The organism is Clostridium sp. 10cd* (assembly GCF_044336395.1).
In the GTDB taxonomy this organism is placed as follows: domain Bacteria; phylum Bacillota_I; class Bacilli_A; order Erysipelotrichales; family Erysipelotrichaceae; genus Clostridium_AQ; species Clostridium_AQ innocuum.
Genome location: NZ_CP172347.1, coordinates 3,281,317 through 3,302,260, shown reverse-complemented (window position 1 = coordinate 3,302,260; position 20,944 = coordinate 3,281,317). Strand labels below are relative to the sequence as shown.

Annotated in this window: 20 protein-coding genes; 13 read left to right on the top strand and 7 right to left on the bottom strand. The window is 49.2% G+C overall.

Annotated elements, in window-relative coordinates; all coding sequences use genetic code 11:
- Positions 1 to 163: 163 nt before the first annotated feature.
- A complete protein-coding gene (locus ACG3M1_RS16460) occupies positions 164 to 943 on the bottom strand; it encodes a type III pantothenate kinase (RefSeq protein ID WP_002609663.1) in 780 nt (259 codons plus the stop codon).
- Positions 943 to 2,145 carry a bifunctional phosphopantothenoylcysteine decarboxylase/phosphopantothenate--cysteine ligase CoaBC gene (gene coaBC / locus ACG3M1_RS16455; protein WP_008817886.1) on the bottom strand — a complete coding sequence of 401 codons (1,203 nt, stop codon included), beginning with the start codon at positions 2,143 to 2,145 and terminating at the stop codon, positions 943 to 945. Before coaBC ends, ACG3M1_RS16460 begins: the two co-directional genes overlap by 1 nt.
- 200 nt (positions 2,146 to 2,345) lie before the next feature.
- On the opposite strand from coaBC, the gene ACG3M1_RS16450 reads away from it, so the two are divergent.
- Positions 2,346 to 3,875 carry a bifunctional ADP-dependent NAD(P)H-hydrate dehydratase/NAD(P)H-hydrate epimerase gene (locus ACG3M1_RS16450; RefSeq protein WP_008817885.1) on the top strand — a complete coding sequence of 510 codons (1,530 nt, stop codon included), beginning with the start codon at positions 2,346 to 2,348 and terminating at the stop codon, positions 3,873 to 3,875.
- A 343-nt stretch (positions 3,876 to 4,218) separates the two neighbouring features.
- Positions 4,219 to 5,436: an iron-containing alcohol dehydrogenase gene (locus ACG3M1_RS16445; RefSeq protein WP_008817884.1), complete on the top strand. Its 1,218-nt coding sequence runs from the start codon at positions 4,219 to 4,221 to the stop codon at positions 5,434 to 5,436.
- A 212-nt stretch (positions 5,437 to 5,648) separates the two neighbouring features.
- Here the strand turns inward: ACG3M1_RS16445 and hflX are convergent, their stop codons facing one another.
- From hflX to asrA, 5 genes are all read right to left on the bottom strand, one after another.
- Positions 5,649 to 6,902 carry a GTPase HflX gene (gene hflX, locus ACG3M1_RS16440; RefSeq protein WP_008817883.1) on the bottom strand — a complete coding sequence of 418 codons (1,254 nt, stop codon included), beginning with the start codon at positions 6,900 to 6,902 and terminating at the stop codon, positions 5,649 to 5,651.
- Positions 6,903 to 7,159: 257 nt separating this feature from the next.
- Positions 7,160 to 7,528, bottom strand: a complete 369-nt coding sequence (locus ACG3M1_RS16435) for a hypothetical protein (RefSeq protein WP_008817882.1) — start codon at positions 7,526 to 7,528, stop codon at positions 7,160 to 7,162.
- Between the two features lie 180 nt (positions 7,529 to 7,708).
- On the bottom strand, positions 7,709 to 8,713 hold the full coding sequence (gene asrC / locus ACG3M1_RS16430; protein WP_008817881.1) for a sulfite reductase subunit C: 1,005 nt from the start codon (positions 8,711 to 8,713) through the stop codon (positions 7,709 to 7,711).
- A gap of 12 nt (positions 8,714 to 8,725) precedes the next feature.
- The gene (gene asrB, locus ACG3M1_RS16425) at positions 8,726 to 9,526 is read right to left on the bottom strand and encodes an anaerobic sulfite reductase subunit AsrB (protein WP_009588553.1); all 801 of its coding nucleotides are present in this window, start codon (positions 9,524 to 9,526) and stop codon (positions 8,726 to 8,728) included.
- Position 9,527: 1 nt separating this feature from the next.
- On the bottom strand, positions 9,528 to 10,565 hold the full coding sequence (gene asrA / locus ACG3M1_RS16420; RefSeq protein WP_008817879.1) for an anaerobic sulfite reductase subunit AsrA: 1,038 nt from the start codon (positions 10,563 to 10,565) through the stop codon (positions 9,528 to 9,530).
- Positions 10,566 to 11,082: 517 nt separating this feature from the next.
- Here asrA and ACG3M1_RS16415 point away from each other — a divergent pair.
- The 11 genes from ACG3M1_RS16415 to fabF all read left to right on the top strand — a co-directional run bounded on the left by ACG3M1_RS16415 (position 11,083) and on the right by fabF (position 20,944).
- Positions 11,083 to 11,307 carry an acyl carrier protein gene (locus tag ACG3M1_RS16415; RefSeq protein ID WP_002609679.1) on the top strand — a complete coding sequence of 75 codons (225 nt, stop codon included), beginning with the start codon at positions 11,083 to 11,085 and terminating at the stop codon, positions 11,305 to 11,307.
- 55 nt (positions 11,308 to 11,362) lie between these two features.
- On the top strand, positions 11,363 to 11,827 hold the full coding sequence (gene accB / locus ACG3M1_RS16410) for an acetyl-CoA carboxylase biotin carboxyl carrier protein (protein ID WP_100933650.1): 465 nt from the start codon (positions 11,363 to 11,365) through the stop codon (positions 11,825 to 11,827).
- On the top strand, positions 11,824 to 13,191 hold the full coding sequence (gene accC / locus ACG3M1_RS16405; protein ID WP_395814328.1) for an acetyl-CoA carboxylase biotin carboxylase subunit: 1,368 nt from the start codon (positions 11,824 to 11,826) through the stop codon (positions 13,189 to 13,191). The genes accB and accC overlap by 4 nt, the downstream gene beginning before the upstream one ends.
- Before the next feature lie 16 nt (positions 13,192 to 13,207).
- Positions 13,208 to 14,047 carry an acetyl-CoA carboxylase, carboxyltransferase subunit beta gene (accD, locus tag ACG3M1_RS16400; RefSeq protein ID WP_395815458.1) on the top strand — a complete coding sequence of 280 codons (840 nt, stop codon included), beginning with the start codon at positions 13,208 to 13,210 and terminating at the stop codon, positions 14,045 to 14,047.
- Entirely contained in the window at positions 14,044 to 14,976 is a 933-nt protein-coding gene (locus tag ACG3M1_RS16395; protein WP_395814325.1) for an acetyl-CoA carboxylase carboxyltransferase subunit alpha, read from the top strand. Before accD ends, ACG3M1_RS16395 begins: the two co-directional genes overlap by 4 nt.
- Positions 14,963 to 15,937 carry a beta-ketoacyl-ACP synthase III gene (locus ACG3M1_RS16390; RefSeq protein WP_008817873.1) on the top strand — a complete coding sequence of 325 codons (975 nt, stop codon included), beginning with the start codon at positions 14,963 to 14,965 and terminating at the stop codon, positions 15,935 to 15,937. The genes ACG3M1_RS16395 and ACG3M1_RS16390 overlap by 14 nt, the downstream gene beginning before the upstream one ends.
- 10 nt (positions 15,938 to 15,947) lie before the next feature.
- Positions 15,948 to 16,898 (top strand): nitronate monooxygenase, encoded by a 951-nt coding sequence (locus ACG3M1_RS16385; RefSeq protein WP_008817872.1) that lies wholly within the window; start codon positions 15,948 to 15,950, stop codon positions 16,896 to 16,898.
- A complete protein-coding gene (locus ACG3M1_RS16380; protein ID WP_008817871.1) occupies positions 16,891 to 17,946 on the top strand; it encodes an NAD(P)H-dependent flavin oxidoreductase in 1,056 nt (351 codons plus the stop codon). Before ACG3M1_RS16385 ends, ACG3M1_RS16380 begins: the two co-directional genes overlap by 8 nt.
- Before the next feature lie 72 nt (positions 17,947 to 18,018).
- Positions 18,019 to 18,969, top strand: coding sequence for an ACP S-malonyltransferase (gene fabD / locus ACG3M1_RS16375; protein ID WP_008817870.1), 951 nt, complete (start codon positions 18,019 to 18,021; stop codon positions 18,967 to 18,969).
- Between the two features lie 4 nt (positions 18,970 to 18,973).
- The gene (gene fabG, locus ACG3M1_RS16370) at positions 18,974 to 19,705 is read left to right on the top strand and encodes a 3-oxoacyl-[acyl-carrier-protein] reductase (protein ID WP_008817869.1); all 732 of its coding nucleotides are present in this window, start codon (positions 18,974 to 18,976) and stop codon (positions 19,703 to 19,705) included.
- Positions 19,706 to 20,944, top strand: coding sequence for a beta-ketoacyl-ACP synthase II (gene fabF / locus ACG3M1_RS16365; RefSeq protein WP_008817868.1), 1,239 nt, complete (start codon positions 19,706 to 19,708; stop codon positions 20,942 to 20,944).

Sequence of the window (20,944 nt, the reverse complement as noted above, 5' to 3'; positions counted from 1 at the left end):
ATAGCCTCTTCTTGAAGAGCAGACGTATTTTTTATGGTTCTATCCTGTTTTAGGTTGTTTACAAAAGGGAGAATTCAAATTCTATGGATTAAAACAATCATTTCACATTCTCGATGTTTTGAATTACCCGCAATCAGGGAATAAACTTTTTTACTGCATTAACCTATTTCTTTTTCTCTGTAGTATACTTTTCGTAAATGTATTTCAGACCCTTGAAGGTCAGATTACGATCATAGATATCAATTTCATCCGTATTCTTATATATAATTTTCCCAAGGCCGCCGGTAGCGATGACCTTCATGTCAACGCCCAGTGCCTTTTTGAATTCCTTGATAATGTATTCACTTTGTCCGATATAGCCGTAAACCAGTCCGGCCTGCATGCTTGTTGTTGTTGTCTTCGCCAGAATGCTTGCGGGTTTTTTGATTTCAATTTCCGGAAGCTTGGCCGCCTGTGTCCACATTGCCTGTGCTCCGGTTTCAATTCCCAGAGTGATGACACCGTATTCGAAATTTCCATTCGCATCCACATAATCGAAGGTGGTGGCTGTGCCATAATCGACAACCAGACACGGACCTCCATATTCATAATAGGCTCCGGCTGCATCCACGATACGGTCGGCACCGACGGCCTTTGGATTTTCAGCCTTTACAGAGATACCGGTTTTGATTCCGGGACCTACCAAAATCGGCTCCTTATGCATATATTTGCGGATTCCATTCAGGAAGGAATGCATGATTTTCGGTACGACACTGGATACGATGACATCTTTTATATCCGCAGGCTGTACCTTGGAGGCATTTAGAAAGTTCATGACCATAAACCCGTATTCATCGCTTGTGCGTTTCATTTTGGTTGTCAGGCGATAATTGCCGATCAGCTTATCCCCGTGATAGATTCCGATTGTAATATTCGTGTTTCCTATATCAATGACTACTAACATCAGGCTTCTCCTCTTTCCTTGCTGAGAGCAGCCAGACGTGTAAGTATCTCAACGCCTACCTCATATTTGCTCATCAGATCCAGTGTTTCTGTATGATTTTTCTGAAGCAGAGTAACCACATTGGTATCCCCCTGAAAACCGGCTCCCTGTTCATGCAGGTTATTGGCTACGATCATATCGCAGTTTTTTCTATTCAGCTTTTCAGCAGCATGCTCCAGCAAATGCTCGGTTTCCATTGCAAAGCCGCAAATAATCTGATTTGATACTCTGTGCTCACCCAGCCATGCCAGAATGTCCGGGTTTTTCACAAAGGTGATTTCCAGAAATTCTCCCTGTTTTTTTATTTTGTTTTCTTCTGTTTTCTGTGCGCGGTAATCACCGACAGCGGCAGCCTTGATAATGATATCGCAGTCTGCATATTCCTGCTGTACGGCTTCAAACATATCCTGTGCACTGACAACCTGCACGACGCGAACCCCATGCGGGACGTTCAGCTGGACAGGACCGCTGATCAATGTTACATCCGCTCCCATGTCACGGGCTGCTCTGGCAATCTCATAGCCCATCTTCCCGGAGGAATGGTTGGAAATAAAGCGTACCGGATCCAGGGCCTCACGGGTTGGTCCCGCTGTGACCAGCACACGCTTTCCCCTGAGAAGTCCGGTGGTTTCCAAAATACGGCAAATGCATTCCTCGATATGTGTGATATCCGCAAGCTTTCCTTTTCCGGTATCTCCGCAGGCAAGATATCCAACCTCCGGTTCCACCAGCTCATAGCCGAGTGCTTTTGCGGCTTCCAGATTTTTTTGTGTGACTGGATTTTCATACATGCCGGTATTCATTGCAGGGCAGATCACCTTAGGGCAGTCAGCTGCCAGAAAGGTCGTTGTGAGCATGTCGTCCGCAAGGCCGTGAACAATTTTGGCAATAACATTTGCGGTTGCCGGTACAAGGACAAAGATATCCGCACGATGTGCAATGGAAATATGTTTAACACTGCGATCCGCCACCTTTTCAAAGGTGGAAACCATCACATTGTGCTTTGTTAGTGATTCAAAGGTCAAGGGGGTGATGAATTCCGTGGCATTCTGTGTCATAATGACTTCCACATCATACCCTTTCTTGATCAGATTGCTGGTCAGCTGTGCCGCCTTGAAGGCCGCAATACCTCCGCTGACTCCCAATACAACTGTTTTTTTCATAGTATCCCTCACAGGTTCTTTATAAGTCGTTTACTATTATAACGCAACATTCTCCGCATCACAACTGTTTCAAAGCGAAAAAAGATAAAAAATTCACAAATGAAACATTCCTTTATATTTACACTTCCTTTTATAATTTCCATGCAATTTTTTTTGATTGCTATTATAATATAGGTAACGAAAGCGTGAGGAGGGAGCTTATGGAAATCGTAAATACAGAGGATATGCGGAAAATGGATGCGGAGGCGATTCATGAATACGGCATTCCCGGTATCATATTGATGGAGCATGCAGCGATGGCGGTTATGGACTATATCCGCGAGCATGTCGCAAAGGACAGCCGAATCATGATCCTGTGCGGTCCGGGAAATAATGGCGGGGATGGCTTTGCCCTTGCACGTCTCATGGTGGAGGAGGGCTATTCACATGTCCGTATCCACTGCAGTGTTCCTTATGACCGTATGAGTCATGATGAGGCTGTGTATGCCAGAATTGCGGAAAGCTATGGTATAGAAATCATGAGGACGCAGGACATGGAGATGATCAAGCCGGCACTGGATGAGGCACAGGTAGTTGTCGATGCGTTGTTTGGAACGGGACTGTCACGCAATATTGAAGGCTTCTATGATGTTTTGATTCTGTATCTGAATCTGTTGAATAAGCATGTCATCAGTATCGATATTGCCAGTGGAGTTAACGGGGATACCGGCAGCATTATGAACTGTGCCGTACAAAGTGATGTAACCATCACCTTTGAATGTCTGAAAAGGGGACAGCTGCTGTATCCGGGCAGCAGCTATTGCAAGGATATCATCGTTAAAAATATAACGCTTCCCAAAGCTGTGAAAGCCAATATCGAACACAGCATTCATTTGCTGGATGAGGATACTGTGCGGGCATTTCTTCCAAAGCGGGATGCACATTCCCACAAGGGAAGCTTTGGCAGGGTGATGATGGTTGGAGGCAGCTCCTATATGCACGGGGCAATAACGCTTGCGGCGAAGGCTGCGCTGCAGAGTGGGACAGGGACGCTGACGCTGTTTCTGCCGGATTGCATCTCTGAGATTATTTCCATGAAGCTGGAGGAGAGCATGCTGCTGCCGGCTCCGTCAATGAATGGAAGCTTTTCTATGATTTCCGTTGATTTGTTGAAGCGCAATCTGGATGCATATGATATGATCACCATTGGAAACGGTATGGGACGGGGTGAGGTGACACAGGCGATGGTTCGTGCTGTGCTGGAAAGTGATCGTCCCTGTCTGCTGGATGGGGATGCCCTGTATGAGGCAGGGAAGCTGATCGAGCTGCTGCATCGTCCAGCGGTTACGATCCTGACACCGCACCCGAAGGAAATGAGCTATCTGTGTGGCTGCAGTGTGAAGGAAGTGCTGAAGGACCCTCTGAAGTGTGCCATGGAATTTGTGAAGCGGTATGAGAATACCGTGCTCGTATTAAAGGATCAGCATACGATCATCTGCAGGAAAGACGATATGTATATGAATACGGCCGGCAATCATGCACTTGCCAAGGGGGGCAGCGGGGATGTGCTGTGCGGTATTCTTACAGGACTGTATGCACAGGGAAAAGAGGCGCTGCAGGCAGCGGCAGCCGCTGTATATGTCCATGCCTGCGCGGCAGATGAGCTCATACAGAGAATGGATGCCTACAGCATACAGCCGGGTGATCTGATTGCGGTGCTTTCCGATACCTACGGGAAGCTGAAAAGGTGATACTGCTTTTCTTTGAAAGACGATTTACATTACAGTGACTGTTTTTTTCCTATCCAACAGACAGCATATGTCAGCCGCAGGGATAATGTTGATGTGTCAAAGGATACCACGAATAAGGATGGGATTATGTATAACCTAATCTATTTGGAAGGTCAGAAAGAGCTACCCGATCATTGCATCGATGCGGGTGTCTCTTTTTTATATTCGCTCTGATCCGGCTCCTGTTTATGAAAGAATGAATTTCTTGTGAAAATATACACAAAGTGGTTGTTTTTCGATAGGTTTAGGCGTAGAATGTAACTATAGAAAGGGTTTTGTAAGCCCTATAAGGAGGAAAACAGACATGCAGAGATTTACATTGCCAAGAGATATGTATCATGGAAAAGGTGCTTTGGAGGCTTTGAAGACACTGGAAGGTAAGAAGGCAATCGTTTGTGTCGGCGGAGGTTCCATGCGCCGCGGAGGTTTTCTTGATCGTGCCGTTGCGTATTTGAAGGAAGCCGGTATGGAGGTTCGCTTATTTGAAGGCATCGAATCCGATCCGTCAGTGGAAACCGTTATGCGCGGAGCGGATGAAATGCTTGCATTTGAACCGGACTGGATCGTTGCGATGGGTGGAGGATCACCGATCGATGCGGCAAAAGCGATGTGGATCAAATACGAGTATCCGGAAATTACATTTGAGGATATGTGCAAGGTGTTCGGTATACCGAAGCTTCGCAGAAAAGCACAGTTCTGTGCAATTTCATCTACATCCGGTACGGCAACAGAGGTTACCGCATTCTCCATCATCACAGATTATCAAAAGGGTATTAAATATCCGATTGCGGATTTTGAGATTACACCGGATGTAGCAATCGTCGATCCGGATCTGGTAACGACGATGCCGATCAAGCTGGTCGCACATACGGGTATGGATGCCATGACACATGCCGTGGAGGCCTATGTTTCCACAGCCAACAGCAACTTTACCGATCCGCTGGCAATTCATGCGATTGAAATGATCAAGGAGCATCTGGTAAAATCCTATAACGGGGATATGGATTCCCGTGCGGCGATGCATGATGCACAGTGTCTGGCTGGACAGGCTTTCTCCAACGCACTTCTGGGAATCGTTCATTCCATGGCACATAAAACAGGGGCAGTGTTCGCAGATCAGGGCGCACACATCATTCACGGTGCGGCAAATGCAATGTATCTGCCAAAGGTCATCAAATTCAATGCAAAGGATGAAACAGCCAGAAAGCGCTATGGTGTGATTGCGGACTATATGCATCTGGGCGGCTCCAGTGATGAGGAAAAGGTGGATCTGTTGATTGCCTACCTGCGTGAAATGAGTGATGCGCTGCATATCCCGCACTGTATCGCACATTATGGAAAAGATGGATTACCTGCTGAAGAGGGCTTTGTCAGTGAAGACGTATTCCTGGCACGCGTTGAGGATATTGCGGCAAATGCCATTCTGGATGCCTGCACGGGCAGCAACCCGCGGCAGCCAAGTCAGGAGGAAATGGTCAAGCTTCTGAAGTGCTGCTATTATGATACAGAGGTGGACTTCTAGTACAGGAATTGAAAAGAGATAATGAATTTATAGCATATAAAAAGAGCGGATAGCCGGTGTAAACCGATTATCCGCTTTTGTCCTGGATCAGCTGTCAGCCTTCATACTGTAAGATTGCGCATCAGCAAGGCTGCGTGGTTTTTTTGATTCTCCAGTTTTCTCATCCTGTAAACCGATGGGCATAAAAGCAATTCATGCTGGATACAGCGTTGTCATCCTTCTTCTTTCAGGCTGATGATGTAGTTGCGGTATTTTTGATACAGCGTATCCGATAGCACTGCATCCAGATGAATACCATCTTCCTCATCTCTGCGGCTGATGACATGTGCATGCTTCATCAGCAGGGAATAGATACCGGTCTGCTGGTAGGGAATATGCAGCTCCACATGCTTTTCATCCGGATACAGGTGACTGTGGATCAAGTCCAGTAATTCCTGCAGCCCGGCTTTTTCTCTGGCACTCATATATAGATCATGCGCATGCACCTGCGGATATTGATATCCGCTTTGATCGCACTTATTATAGACGGTAATCATCGGGATGTCAGCAGCCTTGATCTGCTGCAGCGTTTCCTGTGTGATCTCCATCTGTCTTGCATATTCCTCACTGGATACATCTACGACCTGAACCAGAAGGGAAGCATACTGCACCTCCTCCAGTGTGGAATGGAAGGCCTCCACCAGATCATGAGGGAGATTGGAAACAAAGCCGACGGTGTCGGACAACAGAAAGGATTTTCCATCCGGCAGATCGATATGGCGGATACTGGTGTCCAGAGTGGCAAACAGCATATCCTTTTCCAGCACCTTTTTATCCTCCTCATAGGGACTGCTGTGCTCCAGCAGCATATTCATGATGGTACTTTTTCCGGCATTTGTATAGCCGACCAGCGATACGAGCGGCAGCATGGATTTCTGTCTTGCCCGCCGCTGATTGAAGCGCTGTGCCTCTATTTTCTTCAGCTCTCTTTGCAGCTCCTGAATCCGTGCATTGATTCTTCTTCGATCCAGCTCCAGCTGCTTTTCTCCGGCACCCTTGTTTTTTCCGCTGCCGCTTTGTCTTCCCAGCTGTGTATTGGCACCGATCAGACGGGGAAGCAGCTTCTTCAGCTGTGCGCACTCAATTTGCAGTCTTGCGGTACGTGTGACTGCCCGGCTTTCAAAAATGGCGAGAATGAGCTCTGTACGGTCCATGACCGGCGTCTGTAGGATTTCCTCCAGATTGCGGATTTGCAAGGGACTCAGATCGTGGTTAAACACAACGCGTTGTATTTCCTGCTCCTGCAGGTATGCATGAATTTCCTCACATTTACCGGTACCGATATAGGTTCTCAGCGTAATGCTTTTCAGATTCTGTGTAAAGGTTTCCTTTATTTCCATATCGGCTGCCTGTACCAGCTCAATAAATTCCTCGTTTTTCTCTGCTTGTTCTGTGGTATCCGCCAGAACGATGATAACCTGCTGCATGACATCACTCCTCTAGTATCTTATTGTAGCATGTTTTCCTGCAGTTTATGAAAAGAATTCGGATTTGCGAATCAATCCTGTAAAAGTATGCGGATTTCGTTTATACGCAGGCGTTATCAGGAAAGGAAAAAAATGCTATGATGTGCTGTCTGCACGCTGACTGCAGGAAGGTGTATACGGTAAAAAACGGATGCCTGCAGGCATCCGCTCTTTTACAATCTGCTTATATAAGCGATTGTATTCCGGAATAAGAAAGCCTAAAGCGGCTGTGCCGCAGGTTTTCCTGTGGCTTCTATCTCCCGAAGCCAGTAATTCAGTATTTCCTGCAGCTTGCGTCCGCGCCGTACAATCTCATAATAATCCAGATTATGGCGAATGACAGGCTTTGGTGTTAACAGCATGTCCTCGTTTGTCCCATCCTGAAACTGCAGACGAAGATAGATGTTTAAGGGCTCATAGCCGTTTCCGCTGAATAGCGTGCCGTTTAGTATTGTATTGAGATTATTGTGACTGAGTGGTCTGAGCAGCAGCTCTGTTCTGATCAGTGTAGATAGGGGATACATATGAGCGTTGGATGTGATATGCAGAATTCCGTTTTCCATTGTGAAGAAATCAGATCGTTTCATGAAATGCTCCTCCTTCCTGCCTTTTCTATCTTTAGTATATCATATGTTGTATAAAAAGTATATGGATTATAAGAAAAATAAGAAAAGTGTGCAGAATGAAGAAATCCGGGCAGTAATACCCGGATGTATCGCTATACAGGGAACATGCTTCAGGTAGGGAATATCATGGAAGGCTCAAAATTATTTCACAGGCTTGACGTGAATTCTTCCCCGATATTCTGTTTCTGCGAAATAGAGATTTTCCGCAATTCTTGCCTCGGGATTCAGCTTGACTTCCTTCAGCATCAGCTCCCTGAACGTTTCATAGCCCGCCATGTCAATCAGATGACCGCCATGCAGATAGCGCGGCTGTCCCTTCAGCACCTCGGCGGAGAAATCCTGCCAGTTGCGCAGGATTGCCAGAACGGCATCCTCACTCAGGAAATCCGCAAAGGTCTTTCCCATTCGCGGGTACTGCTTTCCGGTACGGCCGCCAATCAGAATTCGATAAAACGGCTTCGGGCTTCGCTGCATGGCATTGGTCGGACATACCAGCGTACATTCTCCGCAGCCGACACAGCAGCAGGTATCCTTTTCAATTTTACCGTTTTTCAGACTGAGCACTCTTGTCGCATGGAATTCGCAGGCCTTTACGCAGGAGCCGCAGCCTATACACAGATCGCTGTGATATGTCGGCTTTGTCAGACCGATGATTCCAAAATCATTGAAGTGTCCCTTGGCGCAGTCATTCGGACAGCCGGCAACCGCAGCCTTGATATGATAATGACTCGGGAATACCTCCTGTTCGATCTTTTTTGCCATATCCTGTGTATTGATATTCGCCTTGATACAGTGGATACCGCCGATACAGGCCATGACATTGCGGGCACCGATGGTCGGAAAGCCGGCATCGGTTTCCATTTTCACACCGCACTGGGCGATTTCAACATCCTCCAGATAGTCCTTCAGCTCTTTATTGACGGCATCGATATTCTCATATTTGATGCCGGGGATGGCAAAACACTGGCGGGAACCAAAATGAAAGGTGCCGTCTCCGTATGCTTCTGCCAGATGCTCGACGAAGCTCAGATACTTTGCCTGTATCAGACCGCCGGGAACACGCATCTGCAGCATGTATTCACCCTTGACCTTGGACTGACGGAAGCAGTTGGTACGAAGGGCGTTGATATTCATATCCTGTGACATATCGTTTACCTCCTAATCCACAAGCCCTTTGGCTTTGGTATATGGAAAGACAGGGCCTTCTAGACAAACATACGTTTCATTGATTTTACAGTGTCCGCATTTTCCAAGGGCGCAGGACATCTTCCGCTCAAAGGAAACATAGATATGGTCCTCTGTCACGCCGTATTTCATACATTCCTGTGCGGTGAATTTCATCATGACGGGAGGACCGACAATGATAACGGCATATTCCTCCCCAAAATCCTGAAACGGGATATCCTTAACATAATTCATCGCAAAGCCCTCCTGAAAGCCTTCGCGTTCTCCGTGATCGAGTGTCAGCGTTGTATGGAAATGCTTCGCCTGCCGCCATTGGCGCAGGTCGTTTTCAAACAGAACGTGCTGTGCATCCCGAAAGCCTGCAATCACATAAACATCTCTGCAGTCCTGCGGATTGTTCAGATAATGATGCAGGGTACTGCGCACCGGGGACACGCCGGTACCTCCGGCGATGACAGCAATGTGTTTTCCCTTGAATTCCTCCAGCGGAAAGCCGTTGCCATAGGGACCGCGGATATAGATATCATCCCCTGCGTGAAGATCAAACAGGACATTGGTCAGTGTGCCGACTCTGCGAATCGTAAATTCCACGGTGGAGTCGGTAAAGCTGGATACGGAAATCGGAGCTTCTCCGATCTTTGGCAGAGAAAGCTGGAAAAACTGTCCATGCCGAATCTGCGGATCCCTGAATTCGACAACAAAGGTGGATTCCAGATCGGTTTCCTCTATGATATTCAGGATGCGGTGCTTCTGCGGCAGCCATGGGTTGTTCATATCATTTCTCCTCCTTCATGTGTTCTACCTCGTCATGAAGACGCTGGATGATGTGCGTAAAGGATATATAGGACGGACAGATATCATCGCAGCGGCCGCAGCCTACACACATCTGATAGTCCGTGGCAAAGCGTTTTTTGAAATCATATACCTTGTGCATGGTTTTAAAGCGCATACGGTCCTTATACTCATCCCGGAAGGCATGACCGCCGTTTACCGTCGTGAAATCATCGTTCATACAGCCGGTCCATGTCCGGCGGCGTTCTCCGCTCTTTCCGTTTTCCGTATAGGGCGTATCCACCGTGTTGAAGCAGGAACAGGTGATGCAGACAGAATTGCAGGCACCGCAGCCGATACAGCGGCTCTGATAGTCCTTCCACATATCCAGTGTACGGATGGAGTCTACCATATCCTCACGGATATCCGGCACCTGTATGGTCGTTTTGTTTTCCCTGACAAATTTCGGCTGAAATTCTGCATGTTCAAATGCTGAAAACAGACGCGCAAGCTGTTCGCTGCGACATTCCACCAGTACGCGTCCCTCATCCTTCAGCGGACGCATGGCAAGGTCATATTCGTCTGTGACATTTGTTCCCATGGAACAGCAGGCACAGGATTCCCAGCCGTTTTCCGGACATTCCATCAGGATGAAATGCACCTTGTCCCGCATTCGTTTATAATAGGAATCCGGCTGCGGCCCGTTTTCCAGAAATATCTTATCCAGCCGCTTGATGCCGTGAATATCACAGCTTCGTGCAAATATCAGCAGGTCCTTTTCATCTGCCTGACTTTCCAGAAAATAATGCTCTGTGAAATGAAAGAGCGTCTGGTTGATCGGGTAGAAAACCTCCTTCGGGGAATAGTCACTGCGCTGTTCCCATTCGATTTCCTCCATACTGCGGATTTCCTGATAGCGGATGAGATCGGTATTGCAGTAGCGCCCCGCATTTTTCAGTCGCTTGGGAGCATAAATCCGATAGCTTTGCCGAAGTGTGTCGAATACCTGATTCACTTCCTCGAGTGTTAGTTGAAATGACATATGTCGTCCTCCTCACGTGCTTCCTCTATGTTTACAACCACCATATGCATGGACAGAGCATGTCATGCATACCGGTACTAAAGATATTGTAATCCCTTTCCCTGGCGAAGTGAATATGTTCACAAATGTATAAGCAATCCTAATATCTCTATAAATACAGGTAATGTCGGACGGATGGTGCTGCTTTCTCCGTGTATGTGCAGGAGAAGTGCATGAAAATGCAGCGCAGGGCAGATACCGTCTTCTTAATTATGGGGAAATATGTGAAAATACACATTTGAAGTTCAAACTATTTACTTTTGACAATCAAAGTACTATAATTCCATTTGAATTTCAAAGCATATTGCGTATTTGGGATTCATATCGTCAAAATTATCGAATTATATCGTCCTAGTAATCAATACTAGGGTTATTATTTACTTTTAAATCTAGTATCTAAAACTAAAATAGTTGACATTCTTTACCAGTAGTGTTATTCTGGTAGCAGTCAAAGTGAATTTGCACAGGAGGAACAAGTATGTTTGAAAAAGTAAAAGAAGTACTGATGGAGGCCATCAACGTCGACGAAGATATGATTAAAATGGAAGCAAACCTGAAGGATGATCTGGGAATTGATTCCCTGGCAGCCGTGGAGCTTTCTCTGGAGCTGGAAACAGAATTTGATGTACGCATTGAGGATGAAGAGCTGGCAAAGCTGGTTACCGTAGCAGATATCGTAAGCCTGCTGGAAAGCAAAGCGTAAACAAGAGAAAAGCCAAGATACCTTGGCTTTTTTAAAATCCGTAGGAGGTAAGTACATGAATACAGATAAGATCCAAGACATCATCCGCGTTTTCGAGGAAAGCGGACTTCACAAAATGGAGCTGGAAGTGGATGACATGAAAATAAAAATGGAGAAGGGGGCAGCTGCGGACAGCAGGGCTGTGCATATGGAACCGGTGAAAACGGAGCCGCTTCCCCCTGTGACAGCAGCACCACAGACTGCACCGCTTCCTGCAGTGGAAGTGAAGAAGGCAGCGGGGACCTGGGTGAAGGCGCCGCTTGTCGGCACCTATTACAATGCCCGCTCCCAGGGAGGAACGCCGTTTGTGGAAATCGGTCAGCAGGTGAAAAAGGGGGATGTCCTGTGTATCATCGAAGCCATGAAGGTCATGAATGAAATTCCCTCCCCAATGGATGGTATCGTACAGGAGATTCTGATAACCAATGAAGCGATGGTGGAATTTGATCAGGAGCTGATCCGCATCGGTGAGGCCGCATGATCCGCCGACTTCTCATTGCGAACCGTGGAGAAATCGCGATTAGAATCATCCGTACCTGCAAGGAAATGAATATTGAAACAGTTGCGGTGTATTCCACTGCCGATAAAGAGGCGCTGCATGTTCAGCTTGCGGATTATGCCGTATGCATCGGCGGTCCAAGAGCCAATGACAGCTATCTGAATATGAAGAATATCCTAAGCGCAGCCTGTATGACAGCCTGTGATGCGATTCATCCGGGCTTTGGCTTTCTGAGTGAGAATGCGAAGTTCGCCCGACTGGTGCTGCAGTGTGGTCTGATTTTCGTCGGTCCCAATCCGGATGTGATTGAGCAGATGGGAGATAAGAACAATGCCCGCCGCTGCATGATGGAGGCCGGGGTACCGGTCATTCCCGGCAGTAAGGATCTGTTGGAAACCGTACAGGATGCCGCAGCCATGGCAGAGAAAATCGGATATCCGGTGCTGATCAAGGCAAGCAGCGGAGGAGGCGGACGCGGAATGCGCCGTGCGGATTGTGCCGAGGAGCTTGCGGATGCCTTTGATACGGCGAAAGCGGAGGCCCGTGCAAATTTTGGGGATGACGCCGTCTATATGGAAAAATTCATCGTTGAGCCGAAGCACGTCGAGGTGCAGCTGATGGCGGATAAGCACGGGAATGTCGTACATCTGTATGAGCGTGACTGCTCCTGTCAGCGACGCAACCAGAAGCTGCTGGAGGAGGCGCCCTGCCATATATTAAAGGAAGATGTACGTGAACATCTGCTTCGTGATGCCGTGCGTGCCGCAGAAAGTGTCGGCTATGACAGTGTGGGAACGATCGAGTTTCTGCTGGATGCCCGTGGAGAATACTATTTCATGGAAATGAATACACGGATCCAGGTGGAGCATACCATTTCCGAGGAAATATGCGGCATCGACCTGATCAAGCAGCAGATTCGCATTGCGGATGGTCATAAGCTTGCCTATAGGCAGGAGGATATCGTCTGCCGTGGTCATGCCATCGAATGCCGTATCAATGCGGAGAATATCAAATATAATTTTGCGCCCAGTCCGGGACAGGTGAGCTTTATCAACTTTCCGCTGGGACGCCGTGTGCGCATTGAGAGTGCGGTATACAACGATTATAACATACCGCCATACTATGATTCCATGATTGCCAAAATCATCACCTATGCGGATACCCGTCTGGAATGCATCAAGCGGATGCGCTCCGCACTGGAGGAGCTGTTGATCGAGGGTGTGGAAACCAATATCGAATTTCAGTATCTGTTACTGCATCATCCGACATTTGTCGGCGGCCGCTACGATACCGGCTTTATGGAATCATTTATAAAGGAGCTGAAAGAGGATGGAACAATTATTTAAGGTACGTAAGAACCGTCTGGACCTGTTTAAAAAACGCCGTACTCTGCCGGTAAGAGAACCGCTGGAGGCTCCGGATAATCTGTATAAAAGCTGTCCGCAATGCAAGGAGAGTATCCTGTTTGAGGATCTTATGCACAATCTGTATGTATGTCCCCATTGCGGACATCACATGAAGCTGACCGCACGGGAACGCCTGCGCCAGATCGTGGATGAAAACAGCTTTACCGAGCTGGATCGAAGGCTCTTTCTGAAAAAGGAGCAGCTTGCTTTTCCGGGCTATGAGGAGAAGCTTTCCCGCCTGCAGAAGAAAACAGGTCTGCAGGAAGCGGTTGTCTGCGGTGCAGCGAGCATTGGCGGCTTTCCGTGTGCGATCACCGTGATGGACAGCAATTTCTTTATGGGCAGTATGGGACAGATCGTCGGAGAGAAGATTACCCGCTGCATCGAATATGCGACGAAGAAAAAGCTGCCGCTGCTGATTTTTACGACAAGCGGCGGAGCGCGTATGCAGGAGGGAATCCTCTCTCTTGTCCAGATGGCAAAAACAAGTGCGGCACTTGCGAAGCACAGTGATGCAGGGCTGCTGTATATATCCTATCTGACACATCCGACAACCGGCGGGGTAAGCGCAAGCTTCGCCATGCTGGGGGATATCATTCTAAGTGAACCGGACTGCCTGATCGGCTTTGCGGGAAAACGTGTTATCGCCTCCACGGTCAAGGAGGAGCTGCCGGCCAACTTTCAGAAGGCGGAGTTTCTGCTGGAAAAAGGCTTTGTGGATGCGATTGTGGAGCGAAAGGACAGCAGGGATACCTTGCGGCGTATCCTGAAGCTGCACGAAAGGAGAGCATCATGAGCATAAAGGAAGCAGAAAGCAGCATTGCAGTTCTGGAAGCCGAGCTGGCAAAGCTGGATGCCATGGATCCTCACGCCGATGAGCTGCGTTTACAGATCGATCATTTACGAGAGGAAGCAATGCTGCAGCTGGATGCCTGGGATACCGTTTATCTGGCACGCCATCCCAAGCGTCCAAAGGCTGCAGACTATATCCGGGCACTGTTTCCGGATTTCATGGAGCTGCATGGTGATCGCTGCTATGGAGATGATGCGGCCTGTCAGGGCGGCATTGCGACCTTTCAAGGAAGAAGTGTAACCGTTCTTGCCCAGAGCAAGGGAAAGACGCTGGAGGAAAACATGCAGCGCAACTTCGGAATGCTGCATCCGGAGGGCTATCGCAAGGCAATCCGACTGGCAAAGCAGGCGGAGAAGTTTCACCGTCCCATCATTACGCTGGTCGATACTGCGGGTGCGTACCCGGGAAAGGGTGCCGAGGAGCGCGGACAGGCGGAAGCCATTGCGCAGTGTCTGGCAGTGTTCTCAGAAATCCGTACCCCGGTGCTTGCCATCGTATTAAGTGAAGGCGGCAGCGGTGGTGCACTTGCCTTTTCGGTTGCGGATCACATCATGATGCTGGAGCATGCCATCTATTCCATTCTCTCCCCGGAGGGCTTTGCGAGCATTCTGTGGAAGGATGAATCCAGAGCGGCAGAGGCGGCCGGTGTGATGGAGCTTACGGCAGCGGATTTAAAGCGCAAGGGTATCATTGATACGATTATCGCGGAACCAAAGGGCGGCGCGCATATCTGCTTTGACTATGTAGTCGAGCATCTGCGGGAGCAGCTGGAAAATGTTCTGGATGATTTGTGCAAGAAAAAGGAAAAGGTACTGCTGGCAAAGCGGTATGAAAAATATCGAGTGATGGGGGCAAATTATGAAGAGCTGTAGCATCAAGGGACTGGGCTATGCGCTGGCAAAACGCCGCGTTACCAATGAGGATCTGAGCACCTTTGTCGATACGAATGACGAATGGATATCCAGCAGAACGGGAATCCGTGCCAGATATATTTCGGAAGAAGAGAATACGAGTGATCTTGGTGCACGTGCGGCCCGTATGGCAATCGACAAATCCGGCATTGATCCTAAAGAGATTGACCTGATCATCACAGCAACCTTCACACCGGATCAGACAACCCCTTCCACGGCGTGTCTGATTCAGGAAAAGCTGGGTCTGAACAAACAGCATATGATGGCGTTTGATCTGAATGCGGCATGCAGCGGCTTTCTGTACGCATTGCAGAGTGCCCATGCCATGCTTGCGGCAGGACAGGTGACGTGTGCCCTTATCATCGGTGCCGAGGTCATTTCCAAGCAGCTGGACTGGAACGATCGCTCCACCTGTATCATTTTTGCGGATGGAGCCGGAGCTGCCATCGTGAAGCAGGAGGATACGAATAAGCGTATGCTGCATTTTGCAGGGAGTATGGGAGATGCCGCCGGTGTGATTCACAGTGATGCCCCCAAACCAAGACCCTTGTTCTCAGAACAGCCCTATCAGCCCTCCGTGGTCTGCATGGAAGGAAATGCGACCTTTCGCTTTGCGGTGAAAGCCATGCAGGAGGCCATTGAGGATGTACTGAAACAGGCAGGGGAACGCATCGAGGATATCGACTGGATCGTACCGCATCAGGCAAATGTGAGAATCATCAACAACGTATGCAAACGCATGCACATCGACAAAGAGCATGTGTATATCAATATAGAGGAATATGGAAACACCTCGGCCGCAAGCATTCCGCTCGCTCTGGGAGAAATGAGTGAGAAGGGCTTGCTGCAGCCGGGTATGAAAATCGTTCTGAGCGGATTTGGTGCAGGCTTTACCTGGGCCGGCTGCTATATCGAACTGTAAGGAGAGCTGTATGTTAATAAATGAATTGTTAGGAATCAAATATCCGATTTTCCAGGGAGCGATGGCAAATATCGCGACGCCGGAATTTGCGGCAGCCGTATCCAACTGCGGCGCACTTGGCATTATCGCAACTGGCGCCATGGATGAGCACCAGACACGGGAGGCAATCCGTACCTGTAAGCAGTTAACGGATAAGCCGTTCGGCGTCAATGTCATGCTGATGAATCCGCATACGCAGGCCATCATGCAGGTGATCTGCGAGGAGCAGGTTGCGGTGGTTACCACAGGTGCCGGCAATCCGGGACCGTATATTCCGGCTTTAAAGGAAAGCGGCTGTAAGGTGATTCCGGTTGTGGCAAGTGTGGCACTGGCACGCCGCCTGGAAAAGTCCGGAGTGGATGCCGTCATTGCCGAGGGTGGAGAATCCGGCGGTCATGTGGGAGAAACAACGACCATGTCACTGGTACCGCAGGTTGTGGATGCTGTGTCCATTCCGGTTCTGGCAGCCGGAGGAATCGCAAGCGGCCGGCAGCTGAATGCAGCACTGTGTCTGGGCGCTGTAGGTGTGCAGGTCGGTACCTGTCTGCTGCTTGCAGAGGAATGTCCGATCCATGAAAATTATAAAAGGGCTGTTATGAAGGCGAAGGATATGGATTCTGTTGTCACCGGCAGAAGTACGGGAACACCGGTTCGTATTCTGAAAAATCAGATGGCACTGCAATATCTGAAGCTGGAACAAAGCGGAGCTGATAAGGAAGAAATGGAAAAGCTGACACTGGGCGGTCTGCGAAGAGCCGTTCATGAAGGTGATATGAGTCATGGCTCTGTTATGATGGGGCAGGTTGCCGGTATGTGTAAGGATATCCGTCCGTTACAGGAAATTCTCGACTCTTTGATTCACGAAAGTGAAGAAGAGGCGGTAACGCTGCAGCAGGCGGTAAAGGAACTGTGCTATGAGTAAACGCATTCCCATTGGTTCAAAGTATCTGGAAAAGCCGATTATTCAGGGCGGCATGGGAGTTGGTGTTTCGCTGGGAAATCTTGCCGGTGCTGTCATGAAGGAAGGCGGCATGGGTGTGATTTCTGCGGCACATCCGGGATATCGCAAAGAAAATTTCTGGAAGGACCCCCTTGCCTGCAACATTGAAGCAGTATATGAGGAAGCAGCCAAAGCCAGAGCAATCAGCGGGGGCAGAGGTCTTTTGGGTGTCAATGTGATGGTCGCATCCCATCATTATGAGGACTATGTGAAGGCTGCCATTGGGGCAGGCGTGGATGTTATCATTTCCGGTGCAGGTATGCCGATGAATTTGCCGTCTGTGGAAGGCAGCGATCAGGTGGCTCTGGCACCGATTGTATCCAGTGGTCGTGCCGCGCGTCTGATTTTGAAAAGCTGGGATCGTCATTATCATCGCTGTCCGGATTTCATCGTTGTGGAGGGAAGTCTGGCGGGCGGACATCTGGGCTTTAAGAAGGAAGAGCTGCTGTCCGGCAAAGTGAAGGAGCTTTCCGAGCTGGTCTGTGAGGTACTGCAGGAAATACAGGCATATGAGGAACTATACCAGACAAGCATTCCGGTATTTGCGGCGGGTGGTGTGTATACCCGTGAGGATATTGCGGCATTGCTGAATATCGGTGCAAGCGGTGTCCAGATGGCAACCCGTTTTATCGCAACGACGGAATGCGATGCGGATCTGGCATTCAAGCAGAAAATCGTAAACGCCAGGAAAGAGGATATTACGCTGGTGGCGAGTCCGGCAGGACTTCCGGGCCGTGCTGTGATGACAGCGTTCATGCGCAATGCGTTAAAGGGCAGAATTGCCCCAAAGCACTGCATCGGCTGCATGAAGCCGTGTGTTCCTGCCTCCACACCGTATTGTATCAGTGATGCACTCGTGCATTCGGTAGAGGGCGATGTGGAAAACGGTCTGGTATTCGCAGGAGCCAATGCATGGCGTGTTACGGACATCGTGAGTGTGCATGATCTCATGGCGGAGCTGTGTGCATAATGTATCAGCTTACGTAAATGCAGGAGCTTAAAAACGTAAAGTATCAGTTACAATAAGTAGGAACTGCGCAGGATGCGCGGGGAAATGGAGTCAGGCATGAAAACAGCATTTCTGTTTTCCGGTCAGGGAGCACAGTATCCCGGCATGGGAAAGGATTTATATGAAAACTACGACAGTGCAAAGGCGGTCTTCGACAGCATAGCAACGGATTTTGATGTGAAAACGCTTTGCTTTGAAGGATCAAAGGAGCAGCTGGACGATACACAATATACACAGGTGGCAATTTTTGCCCACGCAATGGCGGCAGCGGCTGTATTACAAGAAAACGGCATACATGCAGATGTGACTGCCGGACTGAGTCTAGGAGAATACAGTGCTCTGTGCTATGCGGACTGCTTTTCAGTACAGGCAGGCGCAGAAATTTTGCGGGAACGCGGAAAGCTGATGGCCAATGCACTTCCATCAGGAACGAGTGCGATGGCTGCGGTATTGATGCTGGATAAAGAAGCGATTTTGAACGCCTGTGAAGCGGTACAGGATATCGGTGTATGTGAAATCGCCAATTACAACTGTCCGGGACAGATCGTCATCACAGGTGAAAAAGCAGCGGTTGAGGCATGTGGAAAAAAATGTCTGGAGGCAGGCGCACGAAGAGTGATCCCCTTACAGGTTTCCGGTGCCTTTCATTCCTCCTTATTGCAGGAGGCCGGAAAACAGCTGCATCAGGTGCTGTCCGCTTATGAGCTGAAGACACCGCGCATCCCGGTATTGCATAATCTTACCGCGCGTATTGCGGACCGTCCACTCATCGATTTGTTAAGTGAACAGATTTCACACAGCGTACTGCTGGAGGATACCATAAGGAATATGCTGGCAGACGGTGTCGATACCTTTATCGAGGTAGGTCCCGGCAAGGCGGTCAGCGGCTTTGTAAAGAAATGTGCAAAGGGCATGGATGTGAACATACTGCATGTGGAAGATGCGGCAAGTCTTGCGGAAACGCTGGATTATATGAAAGGATAAGGCTATGGAAAGAAAAACTGCATTTATCAGCGGGGCATCCCGCGGAATCGGGGAAGCCATTGCGATTACCCTGTCAAAGGAATACAACGTGATCATCAATTATGCACACAGTGAAGAGGGAGCCCGTGCGGTTCTGGCACAGTGTGATCCTGAAGGTCATCACAAAATGATACAGTGCGATATCTCCAATGGAGAGCAGGTAAAGGCCATGCTGGAGGAAATCGTAAAGGAATACGGACATCTGGATGTCGTGGTAAACAATGCCGGTATTACAAAGGATAATCTGCTGCTGCGTATGAGCGATGCGGATTTTGATGATGTTATCCGCGTCAATCTGAAGGGAACCTACAACTGTATCCGTCATGTCGCAAGGATCATGATGAAACAGAAATCCGGAGCAATTGTCAATATGGCAAGTGTTGTCGGATTATGCGGAAACATGGGGCAGGCCAATTATGCAGCGAGTAAGGGCGGCGTGATTGCATTGACGAAAAGCTGTGCTAAGGAGCTTGCGTCAAGAGGTATCCGTGTGAATGCCGTTGCGCCGGGCTTTATCGCTACTGCGATGACGGACAAGCTGGCAGACAGTGTTAAGGAAAGTGCGCTTGCCTCCATACCGATGAAAAAATTCGGAGCAGTTCAGGATGTTGCCAACGTGGTGAAGTTTCTGTGCAGTGAGGACAGTACCTATATCACAGGGCAGGTTATTGCCGTAGACGGCGGGATGGTGATGTAAATGAAGAGAAGAGTTGTCATAACAGGGATGGGCGTTGTATCCCCGATTGGAAATGATGTGGAGCAGGTCTGGGACAGTGTTCAGCACTCCCGCTGCGGTATTGATAGGATTACGCATTTTGATGCGGGTGACTTCCGTGCCAAGCTGGCCGGTGAAGTCAGAAATCTGGATATGGAGCAGTATTTCACAAAGCGTGATCTGAAATTCAATGACCGCTTTACACAATTTACACGAATAGCCGCAAAGCAGGCATATGAAAACAGCGGTCTGCAGGATACGGAATTCAACCGCGATCGCTTCGGAGTGATCATCGGTTCGGGAATCGGTGGTATTTCCACAATTGAGGGCGCGTCCCAGACGATTGAAAGCCGTGGACCAAGCCGTATCTCTCCGTATTTCATTCCCATGTCCCTGATCAATCTGGCAGCGGGAAGTGCTGCCATTGATATGGATGCACACGGCAATGTATCCAGTGTGGTGACTGCCTGTGCGGCGGCAACCAACGCCATTGGAGAAGCCTTCCACCGCATTCGTGACGGCTATGAGGATGTGATGGCTGCGGGGGGAAGTGAAGCGGCAGTAACACCGGTGGCAATGGCAGGATTTGCGAGTATGCGGGCACTGCATGAGGGAGAGGATCCCAATCGTGCTTCTATTCCCTTCGACGCGGAACGCAAGGGCTTCGTTATGGGAGAGGGAGCCGGTGTGTTGATTCTGGAGGAGCTGAAGCATGCGCTTGCCAGAAATGCGGAAATCTATGGGGAGGTCATCGGGTATGGCAGCACCTGTGATGCCAATCATATTACGGCACCGCTTGCGGATGGAGCACAGGCGGCCCGTGCCATGACCATGGCAATCGAGGATGGAGCTATTACAGCTGCGGATGTTGATTATATCAATGCGCATGGAACCAGCACGCCGCTCAATGATGCCAGTGAAACGCTGGCTGTGAAAAAGGCGTTTGGCGCTGCAGCGATGAAGCCGTATGTATCCAGTACGAAATCCATGTCCGGACACCTGCTTGGTGCCAGCGGGGCACTGGAAGCGATCATTTCGACACTGGCAGTGAAGAACGGCTTTGTGCCGGCAACGATCAACTATCGTCATGCGGATCCTGCCTGTGATCTGAACCTTGTGGTCAATGAGGGGAAGCAGGCGGATATCCGTATCGCCATGTCCAATTCTCTGGGCTTCGGCGGACATAATGCGAGCATCCTTATTCGCAGATGGGAGAAGTAA

Excerpts from the sequence above, each read along its gene's own strand:
- ACG3M1_RS16450 (WP_008817885.1), top strand. The coding sequence starts at position 2,346 with ATGGAAATCGTAAATACAGAGGATATGCGGAAAATGGATGCGGAGGCG.
- accC (WP_395814328.1), top strand. The coding sequence starts at position 11,824 with ATGATCCGCCGACTTCTCATTGCGAACCGTGGAGAAATCGCGATTAGA.
- ACG3M1_RS16460 (WP_002609663.1), bottom strand. The coding sequence starts at position 943 with ATGTTAGTAGTCATTGATATAGGAAACACGAATATTACAATCGGAATC.
- fabG (WP_008817869.1), top strand. The coding sequence starts at position 18,974 with ATGGAAAGAAAAACTGCATTTATCAGCGGGGCATCCCGCGGAATCGGG.
- ACG3M1_RS16395 (WP_395814325.1), top strand. The coding sequence starts at position 14,044 with ATGAGCATAAAGGAAGCAGAAAGCAGCATTGCAGTTCTGGAAGCCGAG.
- fabF (WP_008817868.1), top strand. The coding sequence starts at position 19,706 with ATGAAGAGAAGAGTTGTCATAACAGGGATGGGCGTTGTATCCCCGATT.
- ACG3M1_RS16380 (WP_008817871.1), top strand. The coding sequence starts at position 16,891 with ATGAGTAAACGCATTCCCATTGGTTCAAAGTATCTGGAAAAGCCGATT.
- ACG3M1_RS16390 (WP_008817873.1), top strand. The coding sequence starts at position 14,963 with ATGAAGAGCTGTAGCATCAAGGGACTGGGCTATGCGCTGGCAAAACGC.
- asrB (WP_009588553.1), bottom strand. The coding sequence starts at position 9,526 with ATGAACAACCCATGGCTGCCGCAGAAGCACCGCATCCTGAATATCATA.
- ACG3M1_RS16415 (WP_002609679.1), top strand. The coding sequence starts at position 11,083 with ATGTTTGAAAAAGTAAAAGAAGTACTGATGGAGGCCATCAACGTCGAC.
- asrA (WP_008817879.1), bottom strand. The coding sequence starts at position 10,565 with ATGTCATTTCAACTAACACTCGAGGAAGTGAATCAGGTATTCGACACA.
- asrC (WP_008817881.1), bottom strand. The coding sequence starts at position 8,713 with ATGTCACAGGATATGAATATCAACGCCCTTCGTACCAACTGCTTCCGT.
- ACG3M1_RS16385 (WP_008817872.1), top strand. The coding sequence starts at position 15,948 with ATGTTAATAAATGAATTGTTAGGAATCAAATATCCGATTTTCCAGGGA.
- ACG3M1_RS16445 (WP_008817884.1), top strand. The coding sequence starts at position 4,219 with ATGCAGAGATTTACATTGCCAAGAGATATGTATCATGGAAAAGGTGCT.
- accB (WP_100933650.1), top strand. The coding sequence starts at position 11,363 with ATGAATACAGATAAGATCCAAGACATCATCCGCGTTTTCGAGGAAAGC.
- ACG3M1_RS16435 (WP_008817882.1), bottom strand. The coding sequence starts at position 7,528 with ATGAAACGATCTGATTTCTTCACAATGGAAAACGGAATTCTGCATATC.
- coaBC (WP_008817886.1), bottom strand. The coding sequence starts at position 2,145 with ATGAAAAAAACAGTTGTATTGGGAGTCAGCGGAGGTATTGCGGCCTTC.
- fabD (WP_008817870.1), top strand. The coding sequence starts at position 18,019 with ATGCGCGGGGAAATGGAGTCAGGCATGAAAACAGCATTTCTGTTTTCC.
- hflX (WP_008817883.1), bottom strand. The coding sequence starts at position 6,902 with ATGCAGCAGGTTATCATCGTTCTGGCGGATACCACAGAACAAGCAGAG.